Origin of the sequence: Haladaptatus halobius, from assembly GCF_020618475.1 — an archaeon.
Classification (GTDB): Archaea; Halobacteriota; Halobacteria; order Halobacteriales; family Haladaptataceae; genus Haladaptatus; species Haladaptatus halobius.
The window spans coordinates 48,805-62,056 of record NZ_CP085337.1 but is presented as its reverse complement, the minus strand read 5'-3'; the positions used below and the strand labels follow the sequence as shown (position 1 = coordinate 62,056).

Below are 13,252 nucleotides of genomic sequence, written 5' to 3'. Positions count from 1 at the left end.
CCCATAAGTAGCTAAACAATGGTAAATTGGCTCATCAAGCGGCTGGGACAAGCAGTACTGACGATTGTCGCTGTTTTCCATCTCACGTTCTTCTTGGTTCGGTTCATGCCAGGGAACCCGTATCAGGCGATGGTAGCCCAATTGATGTCGCAGTATCCCGGGCAGACCGAAACAGCGAGACAAATCGCGGAGTTACGTATGAATATCGCTCCGAATGATCCCCTGTACGTTCAATATTTCAACTACATGGGAGAACTCCTGCAGGGGGATCTTGGATACTCAATTTCACAGTCAGAACCGGTGAATCAAATCCTCGCGGAAGCAGTGCCATGGACCATCTTTTACATGTCCATCGCCATGGTGATCACCTTCACTCTCAGCATTTGTCTCGGAGCCGTCATGGCTTACTATGAAGGGTCGCGGTTCGATACGGCAATGACGCTGGTGGCTGTCATTGAGAGCTCCACTCCTTATTATGTCGCTGCGCTCCTATTATCCTTCGTGCTCGCCTACCAACTGAAAATCTTCCCAACAGGTGCACGGTATCCCGGTGGGGCGGAAATCGGTCTTAATGCCGATTTCATTATTGGCGCGCTCTATCATGCGGCATTGCCTATACTCTCGTTGATTGTAACAGGAGCTGCTGCCTCACTGAGTATGCGCGGAAATTCCATAAGTACTCTCGGTGCCGACTTCATTCGAGTTGCACAATTACGTGGTCTCCCACCGACTAGGATTGCGCTCCGGTATGTGATGCGCAACGCCCTGTTACCACTTTACACTGGCCTTCTCTTAACAATAGGATTCATGATTGGTGGATCACTCATCCTCGAGGAGATATTCAAATACCGAGGAATGGGCTACTATATGCTCGAAGGAGTCAACAACCGCGATTATCCGCTGATGGTTGGTGGGTTTTTGGTGATCACTGTGACAGTAGTCGTGTCGATGCTAGTAGCGGACATCACCTACAGCCGTATTGATCCGCGTGCAAAAGCCGAAGGGAGCAACCAGGAGGTATACGGGAGCTCGACTGGGGTTCCGCTTCGAACACAGCTCAAGCGGTATGTCCAGCGTCTGCTAGGAAATAGCACTGCAGGCCAGTATAGGCGAACTGACGGAGGGGCTAAAGCCCAACAGAGATTTCTAGGAAAGGAGCAATCGATCGAAGTTAATCGGAAAGACGTCATCTACCGGAAGGTCGACCGGTCGCTGTATGCCCCTTTGAAGATCGTACTGAGTGACTGGCGCGGTCTCGTGGGTCTCACGATAACGCTCGCGTTCTTCGTGGTTGGTATCTTCGGTCCCGCATACGTTTACAGTCCGACCAAAACGTTCGACTTCTGGATCTCGCCGCTCGACGGAAACCTCGCACATCCAATCGGGACGACGAACACCGGGGCAGACATCCTCTCGGTGATGGTTCATGGGACTACGCCGGTGTTGATTATGATCACGACCGGTGCGTTCGCGACGGTATTCGTCGGCGTTGGTATCGGGACGATTGCAGGGTTTCGAGGCGGCGCTACTGATCGGGTTCTGATGACTCTCTGCGATATCGTCCTCTCACTACCAGGCCTCCCACTCATCGTAGTTATCGCGGCCATCATCGAACCTCGTAATCCGGCGCTCGTCGGCCTTGTCCTCTCGGTTGCCGCATGGGGTGGCCTCGGTCGCTCGGTTCGTTCAGAGGTGCTCAAGGTACGAAGTCAGGAGTACGTCGAGGCGTCGCGCGCGATGGGCGTTGGATCCGTTCCCATTATCATAAAAGATATCCTGCCGAACATCTGGCCATACATCTTGATCAACCTCGCAAACCGCGCCCGTGGTGTGATCTTCGCGTCTGTCGGCCTGTACTTCCTCGGATTCCTCCCGTACAGTTCACAGAATTGGGGCGTCGTACTCAACAACGCGGAGGACGCCGGGTCGCTGTACACGATCGATGGATTCCACTTTATCCTCGGTCCGATTCTCTTTATTGTCCTCTTCTCGACCGGACTGATACTGCTCGCGCAGTCGCTCGACCAAGTCAGCAATCCGCGGATTAGGGCACGGCACGCCAAGTCCGTCGATAGTGATAACGAGTCGGTGTGACATTCTCTCCACCCCTAAGGTGAGGCGTTAGTTCTCGTAACATCCGGCATTAGCACTCATTCGCTGACAGATCAGGAGATTCGAACCGCATGCGATTTGTTCAGAGAGTCTTGTAGCGATCCCAGACCTCAAAGACGCTGTCTCCGTTGCGGATATCTGCGCGGACGTTGTTCTCGACCTCGAGTTCCTCCTCACCACGTTCGATCACTTCATCCACGTCATCAGGATCGATAATGCTGATCGACTCATAGTCGGCGAAGACTACGTCACCCGGATTAATTGTAACGCCGCGAACTTTGACAGGGACGTCCCACTCACGGAAGCTCACGCGACCGAACGATTCGATCGAACTGAACCCCGCCGACCAGACGGGAAAGGCATGTTCCTCAATTAGGCGGGCGTCACGGGTCGAACCGTCGATCAGCGCGCCCGTCGCCCCATTCTCCTGGACGATGGTGCTGAGCAACTCGCCCCAGAGCCCAGCCGTCGTGTCCCTCGGAGCCGCCATCACGACGAAGTCACCCTCGTCGGTGGCTTCAAGGTACTGGAAGAAATCGGAATCGCGAGGATCGTCCGAGTCGCTCTCCTCCTCGTATCCGATCTCCACGCGCTGGGAGGTATGTGCCATCCCTACGGCCGGTTCACGACTCCAGAGAGATCTAATCCGCCTACACGGGATAATGTTGTCGTCGATTCCCATTTCGTCGGTGATATCGTTGATTAGCGCGCTGTGTAACCGCTTCAGTCGCTCGCGTTGGTCGCTTGTCAAGGTCATGACTGTGTGATACTCACCGTGAGATATCGTGGTGGAGGCTTAAGTATACTGTCTCGTAGACTATCGTTCGTAGCGTTGTGTCGGAAGGTCGCCATTTCGGACTTTCAGACGTTGATCCAGGCTGACGAACCAGCCTGTAGGAGCCATCAAGCAGTTGGCAGTACCTGCAGCATTCAGCGCCCTGGGCGGGCCGGATGCGCCGATTGTCTCACTGTCGGACGGTGGCCCGGACGATCGATTTGGGGAACTGGTGAAACCAACGCACATGCGACAACCGACTAAAGTGATGACGGCACGACCGAGACGGAGACTGCGGATAGCGTCACAGTGCTCCGCGCCAAGTCCGGCGATGACTTCAACGTCCTCGCCGGCGCCTACGAGTACGCTCGCGATCTGTATCAGGATCAGATCGAGTTTCTGCGAGGTGAGGGAATCGATCTCGGCGGGATTGGGATGCAATGTCACTTTAGCGAGAGGAGACGCTCACGTCGACCGAGATCCTCGAAGGGCTCAACCTGTACGCTGGTCACAGCGCTGACCTCCGGATTACCGAGTTCGACATGAGTAACGAGAACTGGACCGACAAGGACAAGGCTGACTTCCTCTATCAGTTCCTGAAGATGGTCTACAGCCGCCCGACGACAACGGATTTTCTGATGTGGGGCTTCTGGGACGGCCGCCACTGGCAGGGACAGGCACCGCTGTTCGACGAAGACTGATCGGAGACGCCGACCTACGAAGTCTACACCGGCTTGGTATTCGACGGATGGTGGACGGACGAGTCTGGCACGACCGACAGTGGGATCTACGGAGCCCGCGCGTTCCTCGGCAAACATGAGGTGAGGTTATTGATCGATGGGGGCGACTTCCAGATGAGTGTGTCGGTGGACGACCCGACCGAACACGTGATCAGCATACTCATCGTCGACATTGATGTCCGTGAATCGATTAGCGACCGCGCGAGCAGTACTGTTCCGGTGGCGGTGTCTGGAGGCGATGAGTTCTTACTTGAAAACCTCGACCTTGACACCGTCCGGTTCAGCGCGCCGGAAGCCGTCAACGGCGGTGAGGGGAGCACCGTCCGAGAACGCGGAAGCGGCGATCAGGAGGCACGCAGAAACGAAACGCGCATCCTGCACTTCGACGCCGATGAGAGTGCCCTCGACGGCACAGCGATGCTCCGCGGGCGAACTGAGGACGGGGAGATTGTTGTCGGCTTCAATCAGTAACCGTCCGATCTCGGCCGGCGGGCAACTCGTTCGACCAACGGGTGCCGGACTTCGACCGTTCGAATTCGTCTCTCCTCAATGGAGGGCACGATCACTTTCTCGTAGGTCATCCCTTCCGTGAAGTCGCCAATCAGGGTGAGGATTGGGTTGTTGACGTTGGTGTCGACGAATGCCTCGATGCGCTCGATCGCCCGCTTGGATTTCTGACTTTCTGCTCCTGTGACCCTAGTTTTTACTTGTCACGGCGCGTTTGTGAGGTTGATGTCAAACGAACGACCACTTCGAGAGATCGCCCACGAATGCGGGTTCAAGGTCGGCGCCGCGGTCGACTCTGATTTGCTTCGAAACGACGTGAGCTACAGGGACGCGCTTCGATACGAGTTTAACGCGCTCACGCCCGAGAATGCCCTGAAGATGGGTCCGCTCCGACCCATACGGGGAACCTACGACTTCGCCGACGCCGACGCAATCGTCAACTTCGGTCGGAAACACGGCATGACTATTCGGGGCCACACGCTGGTCTGGCATAACCAGACCCCGGCGTGGTTTCAAGCTTGGGACTACACCGACGAGCAACTCCGCCGGTTCCTACGTGACCACATTCATACGGTGGTCGGTCGGTATCGGAGTAAAATCGACACCTGGGACGTGGTCAATGAGGCGGTCTCCGACGACGGGACGATGCGCGAGACGGTGTGGTACGACGCGATGGGCGAGAGATATATCGACCGCGCGTTTGAGTGGGCGAACGAAATCTCCCCAGAAACCGATCTCTATTACAACGACTACGGTGCCGACGCTGTCAACAAAAAATCCGACGCAGTCTACGAGCTTATGGAGCGGCTCCTCGACCGGGGGGTTCCGATCGACGGCGTCGGGTTCCAATTGCACGCTCTCGGCGACCGACCGAACCCAGAATCTGTGGGAGAGAATTTCCGGCGCTTCCAGGATCTAGGTCTCGACGTCCAGATCACGGAGATGGACGTCGCCTTTCCGGCCGACGACCCACCGGAGAACCCTCTTGAGAAGCAGGCGGAGTACTACGGCGATATTGTCCGAACGTGTCTCGCAGTCGACTGTAACATGCTGATCACATGGGGAGTCAACGACGCCGGTTCGTGGGTTCGGGAGTTCAAGGACTTCGCGAGTCGGTACACCGTCGATCCACTTCTCTTTGACGATCATAGCAACCGAAAACCAGCTTACCGCGCCGTCAGAGACGCACTCAGAAGGGTCAAATAAGGCGAAGTCGGCTAGAACTCATTTTATTCTCATCCAGCGGCAATAGGGCACGGATAACGAGGTGAGCGACAGGCTAGCATCGCGAGAGGCAAGAACGTGAGTGACCGACTCGGTACAGTAGCCCAGAGTATCCCTACGTTCTCCATAGGAAAGAGCATCGAATTCCGGATATTCTGTTGGGCGAATGGTGCTGTAGTTGTTTGAGCGTTGGTGAGTGGTACACCTTATTGATTCTCTATAACAGAATAACGTTAGGTCAACATATGATCCGGTCAAGGCTCAAAAAGACCAAAGACCGAGGCGAATAGAGGGCGTTCAAGCGTTTATGAGGTCTATTTTGTTGATTCTCTATCATAGAACAATCTTCAATCCTCATATACCTCTAATGGTACTTGGAATCTTGATAGTGTTCTGGTGAGAAAATGAACAAAGGCATTACAACCATATAGCTGTAATGGAGGTGGTTTATGTAACGATATGTTCCGTTGGAGCGTTCTATTTCTCAGAACGACTCGTTTAGTACCTGGAGAAAATTCGCTGTTGGACGCGAAATTATTCCTCCCAAAAATCGCCTATGTCGGTTGCAAGACAGGCTCGGTTCACGCGGTCTCCGTATCAAGATGAAAACCGGTTTCGGAAGGCAATCAAGCTCACGCATAACTCGCGTCAAGTACCCTCTGAGGTTTAACCTCACATCATGATTGGCGCCAGTAGGTCGATATATCCAATTTGTAACTGCTGCTATCGAAGCTATTCGATCCTTGATTCGCTCCTCTTGTCAACTCATTTTCTTCACCGGCGCGTTGAGGGTGGCGTTTCCGTCACTATTAGCCTGAGTCGCCGGGAAATCGAACAGCTGAGCAAGTAAATCCACTGTGGTCTGCTGCCACATTCCGAATTTTGACGTTCTCGATCTTTTACTAAGATCTTCATTATTGCTCGACTAAGAAGCCGAAAAAAGTCGAGTCCACCTTCCCGTTTCAGTATTCTAGGTATAAAATGAGTAATGATTTATCCTCTCAGATAAGAAATAGAGAAATATGGTTCGAGACGCCGAGATTACGGATGTACAGACCTGTGTCGTGAACGGGAACTTCGACTGGACACTCGTCCGGGTGTATACGGACGCAGGCATCGTCGGTATCGGCGAGGCCATCCTCGGGGAACGGGTGGCAGACATCGCAGCCGACACCATCGAACTTCTCCGCGGCGAGAACCCCTTGAACGTGTCTAGATTGACCGAGCTGCTCTACCGACGCCTCTCGTACACGGGCGGAAACGCGGGCGGAGTTACGGCCGCCATTTCCGGAGTGGAGATCGCATTGTTCGACCTCACAGGGAAACTGCTCGAGATCCCAATCCACCAGTTGCTCGGCGGGAAGTTCCGAGAAGACGTCTGCGTATACGTGGATTCCCACGCTGGCGCCCACTTGCGGAGCGCAGAGCTGAACGACGAGTCAGTGTTCTCGCCGACGGCGTACGCTGATGCTGCGGAGGCGGTGGTCGAGGACGGTTTCGACGCCATGAAGTTCGACCTCGACGCGGCCGAACAGTTCCAAGAAGATGTCTGGAACCGCCACCTCAACACGCATGCTGTCTCGCAGAAGGCAAACATTGTCAAGGCCGTTACTGAACGCGTCGGGGATCAGGCCGACGTGGCGTTCGACTGCCACTGGTCGTATGGGACGGACAGCGCAATCCGACTCGCACGTTCTATCGAAGATTACGACGTCTGGTTCCTTGAGGATCCTTGTCCGCCGGAGAATGCCGTTGTCCCTGCAGCGGTGACTACTGCGACGGAGACGCCAATCTGTACAGGGGAGAGTCTTTACCGCGCTAGTGGTTTTCTTGAGCTGATCACCTCCCAAAGCGTGGATATCGTCCAACCGGATCCGCCAAAGTGTGGCGGTCTGCGAGAGACACGGCGCATCGCGGAACTCGCCGACCTCTACGAGATCCCCCTCGCATTGCATAACGTCGCCTCGCCGATCGGGACGCTCGCCTGCGTACACGTTGCCGCTGCGTGTTCGAACTTTCTCGCCCTTGAGTACCACGCTCGAGAAGTGGAGTGGTGGGGTGACCTAATCGGGGGCAATCCCATCGACGGGAAGGCCATCCCAGTTCCCGACGCTCCGGGACTCGGAGTTGACCTCGACCTAGACGTAGTGGAAAGCCACCTCTCAGACGGAGAAACCCTGTTCGACGAAATGTGAGGGTGGAGTCGACCGGGGCGCTTCTGATGCGCCGGACAGATCAGAACCAGGAGACATTTGAATCTCCTGACGGAGGAAGATTCCGCTGGTACGAGATGGTAGAGACGGAAATTCGATCCAGTCACGTGGGTGGTATCCTGCTCGCGGTCGCTAAAGAAAAAGTGCGCCGGAATCCTGGCGAAGTCGGCGGACGATACAGACTTCTAGTTCACAGATCAGAGTACGAATTCACGTCGCGACGCTACGCTTATGTGGTAGAGGTAGGATATGCGAGTATGGCACGAGAAGCGAGGTTCGAGGCTTTCGAGAGCGGCGGATTCGACCGTCGGGACTGGGACGATGGCGCTGAAGGAACGCTGCGGATCGCGCTAGTCGGACTCGGCGGGTTCGCCTATAACTCGGCACTCCCGGCCATCGCAGACTCCAAATACGCCACAGTCACCGCGACCGTCAGCGGATCCGCTGAGAAAGCTCGCGAAGTCGCCGACGAGACCGCCGCAGATGTAGCACTCACGTACGAGAAATTCCATGAAGGAGAGGGCAGTGACGCATATGACGCAGTGTACGTCTGTACGCCGAACGCCCTTCACCTCGAACACGTCGAGGCCGCTGCCGAACTCGGAAAGGACGTGATCTGCGAGAAGCCGATGGAGGCGACCGTCGAGCGCGCAGAGGCGGTGGTCGACGCCTGTGCGGACGCCGACGTCACGCTCATGATTGCTTACCGCATGCAATCCGACCCTGTTGTGCGACGCGCCCGTGAACTGGTGGCCGACGGGTTCGTCGGTGACGTCAGCCAGGTGAGGGGGTCGTTCACCTTCACAATGTTCGGAGGTCGCGACGCCGATCCGGATCAGTGGCGTCTCGACCCCTCTCTCGCCGGCGGCGGATCGCTGTACGATATTGGTATCTATCCGCTCAATACAGCACGGTTCGTCATCGACGCCGATCCTGTGAGTGTACAGGGGTCGCTCACCAGCCCCGACCCTCAGTTCGACGATCCGATCATCGACGAACACGCCGCCTTCGTCGCCGAGTTCGATGACGGCATCCAGGTGCTCTGCCAGTCGAGCTACGGGTCGTTCGGTGACAGTTACCTCACTGTCTCTGGAAACGAGGGCCGGATCACCATGGGGAACCTCTTCCTTCCTGACGCCCCTCGGACAGTCGATTTCGAACACGACGGACGCACGGCACACTACGAGGATCTCGACAGTAACGAAGTCACGGAGCAATTCGACTACTTCGCACACTGCTGTCTTACTGGAAAGGAACCACACGCAGACGGCGAACACGGGTTAGTGGACATGTACACGCTCGCCGGCGTCCAGATGTCGGCCGCGGACGGAAAGCGCATCAAATTAGATTGACTACAGTCGGCCACGCGAGAGTCCCTTTATGTAGTCGCTGACCTGTGGTCGAATGGTGATGCTTGCTGATATATAATTAGATAGACTACTAACCTTATATTAGTGTGTTATAGCAATGTATAAACTACTCAATTCATTCGTTGAAAATGGTCTGGCTGTCGACCCAGGAGTTATAGGAGCGATCAACTCGGATATCGCTGTATCTAATCTAAACTCGCAGTTTCAGCAAGATGAACTCTGCGCGGAAGTCTCACGTCTCGATCCAGTTGACGTTCCGTCGGGGTGTTCGTACCATCCGCGGTGTCCGCTCGCCACCAGGACTGACGACCGGTCGCCCGACCCAACGGTCGGGGTTCGTTTCTCGCCGACGGTTCACGGACGAGGCCTCGTTCACAGATCGTGGGATTGACAGCGACGCGTGATCGCGTACAGCACGACGATGTTAGTCGACAGTATCGCCGCGTTGAGCGGTATGAGGGCTCTGGTACCCGGCGATGGCGAGTTGAACCACGCGTAGACCATGAAGAACAACAGCGCGACCGATATCGCGAGGAACACCGTAGGCCTGCGAGGAGAAGACGCAGATGAAATCCCAGAACCGATCTCGTCACGTGCTCATATCCTCAGTACCGAAAGCATCCTGTAGATTGTTACGGTACCTACTCCATCTCGGCAGGCCGTCGACCGCGTGGTAACGACCGGCACTGTTTTAATTGCGTCCGAGAAACCATTCGTCACATGCTCACAGACGAGTACGACGACTGTTGGCTCCGGTACGACCGCGTCGGCGACGCCGAACTCCGGTCGTCCTATCGAACGCGCTGTGCGCACGTCTTCGCCTCGACAGAGGGGCCGGAGCTCGGCGTGGCGCGCGAAGAACTCCGCATGGGACTCGAAGGACTGCTCGGGCGCGAACCGCACCTCTGGATGCACCCACCGCGGACGGTCGACGGGTTCCTCGCCGTCGGCCGACGCGAGCGGATGGCGGTCATCCGCGCCGCCGTCGACGAAGCGGAGATCGAGAGCCTCCACGACGAGGGGTACATCCTGCGGTCGGTCGAATGGGAGGACAAAGACTGCCTCGTCGTCACCGGTTCAACGGACAAGGGGATGCTCTACGGCACGTACCACCTGCTCCGCCACCTCGCGGCGCACCGCCCTGTCGACGACCTGGACATCGTCGAAGAACCGCGAACCGAAGAGCGGATCGTCAACCACTGGGACAATCCCTTCCGCGCCTCCGTTGAACGGGGGTACGCGGGAATGTCCATCTTCGACTGGGAACGACTCCCCGACATCCGGCCCCGGTACCGCGACTACGCCCGCCTCCTCGCCTCGGTCGGCGTCAACGGCATCGTCCTCAACAACGTCAACACGCAGAAGCCCGACCGACCGGGCGCGAACGAGGCCATCGCAGGAAAGGAGGGGTGGCAGTTGCTCCGATCGAAGAATCTGGAGAAGGTCGAGGCGCTGGCGACCGTTTTCCGGCGACACGGCGTCCGGACCTACCTTTCGGTCAACTACGCTGCGCCGATACTCGCCGGCGATCTGGACACCGCCGACCCGCTCGACGCAGCCGTCGAAGCGTGGTGGGCGGACACGGTCGACGAGGTGTACAAACACGTCCCCGACTTTGGAGGCTTCCTCGTCAAGGCCGACTCGGAGGGACAACCCGGCCCCTACGACTACGACCGGAACCACGCCGCCGGGGCGAACGTCCTCGCGCGGGCGCTCGAACCGCACGGCGGTCGCCTCTACTGGCGTGCATTCGTCTACGGCTCCCACGAAGACCGCGCGGTGCAGTCCTACGAGACGTTCGAACCGCTCGACGGCGAGTTCCGCGACAACGTCACCGTCCAGATAAAGAACGGTCCCATCGACTTCCAACCCCGCGAACCCGTCTCGACGCTGTTCAGCGCGATGCCCGAGACGAACCTTGCCTGCGAACTCCAGATCACGCAGGAGTACACCGGACAAGGGGTCCACGCATGCTATCACGTCCCGCAGTGGAAGGAGGTTTTCGAGTTCGACACGCGTGCGGACGGCGAGGGGACGCCGGTCAAGAACCTCTTCATGCACGATGAAGGCGAGGGCGTCGCGGGCGTCTGCAACGTTGGCGACGACCCCAACTGGACCGGCCACTATCTCGCTCAGGCGAACCTCTACGGCTACGGTCGCCTCGTCTGGAACCCTGACCTCGATACTGAGACCATCACTGACGAGTGGGTACGCCAGACCTTCGGTAACGACCCCACCGTCGTCGAGACGGTTGCCGGTGTACTTCACGATTCATGGCCGGCCGTCCTCGACTACACGACCGGCCGCCTCGGACTGATGCACATGATGTACAATCAGGGCGACGTACTGGAGAACCACTACAATCCCTCGCCCGAGGAGTGGCCCGGGTACCACGGGGGCGCCGAGGACGGTATCGGCGTCGACCGCACCGCTAGCGGGAGCGGCTACGCGGGACAGTTCCGCGACCCGGTTGCCGAGCGCTACGAATCGCCGGAGACCTGTCCGCGCGAACTTCTGCTGTTCTTCCACCACCTCCCGTGGGAGTACGACCTCGACGGGACGACGGTCGTTCAGCGCCTCTACGACAACTGCTTCGAGGGCGTCGAGGCGGTTCGCGACATGCGCGACCGGTGGAACGAACTGGAGGATGCCATCGACGAAAAACGTTACCGCCACGTCGCGGAACGTTTCGACGAACAACTCGACCACGCGAAACTGTGGCGCGATACGTTGGTGTCGTTCTTCCACGACCACGCCGACGTTCCGGACGAACGAGGTCGCGTCCCGCCGGATGATCGCGCCGGGTGACCGAGTTCAGTAGCTGTCGTACACCGTCTTCTCTATCGTGTAGAAGGACAGTCCCGCGTCGCCCTGTTCCCGCCACGTCTCGCTGGAAGAGCGTTTGAAGCCGCCGAAGGGGACGTGCAGTTCGAGGCCGGTCGTCTTCTCGTTAATCTTCACGACGCCGGCTTCCGCCTCGTCGACGAACCGGTTCGCCTCCGCGTGGTCGTCGGTAACGACGCTCGCCGAGAGGCCGTAGGGAACGTTGTTCGCCACCGCCAACCCCTCGTCGAAGTCGCTCACCTCGATGACGGCGACGACCGGCCCGAAGACCTCCTCTTGGGCGATACGCATGTCCGGGGTCGCGTCGACGAACACGGTCGGTTCGACGAAGTAACCCGACTCGACCTCCGCACCTGCGGGGACGCCGCCTCCGGCGGCGAGCGTCGCACCCTCGTCCTCGGCGATGCCGACGTATTCGAGCGTCGAGTCGCGCTCGGCCGCGCTAACTTGTGGCCCCATCTCGTGCTCCGCACCGGGGCCGATATCGACAGACTCCGCGCGGTCGACGAGTTCGTCCACGAACTCGTCATAGACACTCTCGTGGACGATGGCGCGGGAACACGCGGTGCACGACTGGCCGGTCGTCCCGAATCCGCCGTTTGCAACTATGTCGGCGGCTTCCGCGGGGTCGGCCGACTCCGAGACGACCGTCGGGTTCTTCCCGCCGAGTTCCGTCTGGACGCGCTTGCCGGCGTCGGTCGCCTGCTCGTACACCAACTGGCCGACCTCGCTGCTGCCCGTGAACGAGACGGCGTCCACCGCCTCGTGCTCGATGAACTCGGTGCCGACCGCGCTCCCCGGCCCCGTGACGACGTTCAGGACGCCGTCGGGAAGCCCGGCATCGTCGAGCGCCTCCGCGAGTTCGAGGGCGACGCCGGGGGCTATCGACGCCGGTTTTAACACCACCGCGTTGCCCGCGGCGAGAGCCGGCGCGAGCTTCCACGCGGGGATGGCGATGGGGTAGTTCCACGGCGTGATGAGCGCGGCGACGCCGACCGGTTCCTCGACGGTGTAGAGGTGCTGGTTCGGTGCGCTCGGGCTCTTGACGGTTCCGCCGAGGTCGGACGCCTTCCCAGCGAAGTAGTGGAAGATGTCGACGGCGCGCTGTACCTCCCCGCTCGCTTCGGCGCGGGCCTTACCTTCCTCGGCGACGAGCAGGTTCGTCAGTTCGTCCTTGCGCTCCGCGAGTCGAATTCCGGCTTCGCGGAGGATTCGACCGCGCTCAGGACCGGGCGTCGCGGCCCAGTCGTCAGCCGCCGCAGCAGCGGCCTCGACGGCGTCGGCCGCGTCGGCCGCGCCTGACTGCTGGTAACGCGCAACGACCTCACTAGGGTTCGCGGGGTTCCCGACGGCGACGGTCTCGCCGGTCGCCGATTCGATCCACTCTCCGTTCACGTAGTTTTGCTTACGCTCCGTCATCGTGCGTCAGTTCTCACCTCTCCCATACGATTCTTACGGTACGACGGA

General features: G+C 58.4%; 10 protein-coding genes. 7 read left to right on the top strand and 3 right to left on the bottom strand.

Features of this window, described 5'->3' with window-relative positions; translation table 11 throughout:
• Window positions 1-18 precede the first annotated feature (18 nt).
• Window positions 19-2,094, top strand: coding sequence for an ABC transporter permease subunit (locus tag LIW51_RS24255; protein WP_227378710.1), 2,076 nt, complete (start codon window positions 19-21; stop codon window positions 2,092-2,094).
• A gap of 100 nt (window positions 2,095-2,194) precedes the next feature.
• Here LIW51_RS24255 and LIW51_RS24250 read toward each other — a convergent pair whose 3' ends face one another.
• On the bottom strand, window positions 2,195-2,869 hold the full coding sequence (locus LIW51_RS24250) for an RraA family protein (RefSeq protein ID WP_227378709.1): 675 nt from the start codon (window positions 2,867-2,869) through the stop codon (window positions 2,195-2,197).
• Between the two features lie 497 nt (window positions 2,870-3,366).
• On the opposite strand from LIW51_RS24250, the gene LIW51_RS24245 reads away from it, so the two are divergent.
• The 5 genes from LIW51_RS24245 to gfo6 all read left to right on the top strand — a co-directional run bounded on the left by LIW51_RS24245 (window position 3,367) and on the right by gfo6 (window position 8,923).
• A complete protein-coding gene (locus LIW51_RS24245) occupies window positions 3,367-3,588 on the top strand; it encodes an endo-1,4-beta-xylanase (protein WP_227378990.1) in 222 nt (73 codons plus the stop codon).
• Window positions 3,589-3,621: 33 nt separating this feature from the next.
• Window positions 3,622-4,098, top strand: a complete 477-nt coding sequence (locus tag LIW51_RS24240; protein WP_227378708.1) for a hypothetical protein — start codon at window positions 3,622-3,624, stop codon at window positions 4,096-4,098.
• A gap of 261 nt (window positions 4,099-4,359) precedes the next feature.
• Complete coding sequence (locus tag LIW51_RS24235) at window positions 4,360-5,340, top strand: endo-1,4-beta-xylanase (protein ID WP_227378707.1); 981 nt, start codon at window positions 4,360-4,362, stop codon at window positions 5,338-5,340.
• Between the two features lie 1,040 nt (window positions 5,341-6,380).
• Complete coding sequence (locus tag LIW51_RS24230; RefSeq protein ID WP_227378706.1) at window positions 6,381-7,553, top strand: mandelate racemase/muconate lactonizing enzyme family protein; 1,173 nt, start codon at window positions 6,381-6,383, stop codon at window positions 7,551-7,553.
• Window positions 7,554-7,828: 275 nt separating this feature from the next.
• Window positions 7,829-8,923 carry a D-xylose 1-dehydrogenase Gfo6 gene (gfo6, locus tag LIW51_RS24225; protein ID WP_227378705.1) on the top strand — a complete coding sequence of 365 codons (1,095 nt, stop codon included), beginning with the start codon at window positions 7,829-7,831 and terminating at the stop codon, window positions 8,921-8,923.
• A 250-nt stretch (window positions 8,924-9,173) separates the two neighbouring features.
• Here gfo6 and LIW51_RS38725 read toward each other — a convergent pair whose 3' ends face one another.
• Window positions 9,174-9,299 carry a hypothetical protein gene (locus LIW51_RS38725; protein ID WP_255767571.1) on the bottom strand — a complete coding sequence of 42 codons (126 nt, stop codon included), beginning with the start codon at window positions 9,297-9,299 and terminating at the stop codon, window positions 9,174-9,176.
• A gap of 362 nt (window positions 9,300-9,661) precedes the next feature.
• On the opposite strand from LIW51_RS38725, the gene LIW51_RS24220 reads away from it, so the two are divergent.
• Window positions 9,662-11,749, top strand: a complete 2,088-nt coding sequence (locus tag LIW51_RS24220) for an alpha-glucuronidase family glycosyl hydrolase (protein ID WP_227378704.1) — start codon at window positions 9,662-9,664, stop codon at window positions 11,747-11,749.
• A gap of 6 nt (window positions 11,750-11,755) precedes the next feature.
• On the opposite strand, the gene xacF is transcribed toward LIW51_RS24220, so the two are convergent.
• A complete protein-coding gene (gene xacF / locus LIW51_RS24215) occupies window positions 11,756-13,204 on the bottom strand; it encodes a 2,5-dioxovalerate dehydrogenase (protein WP_227378703.1) in 1,449 nt (482 codons plus the stop codon).
• Between the last annotated feature and the right edge of the window lie 48 nt (window positions 13,205-13,252).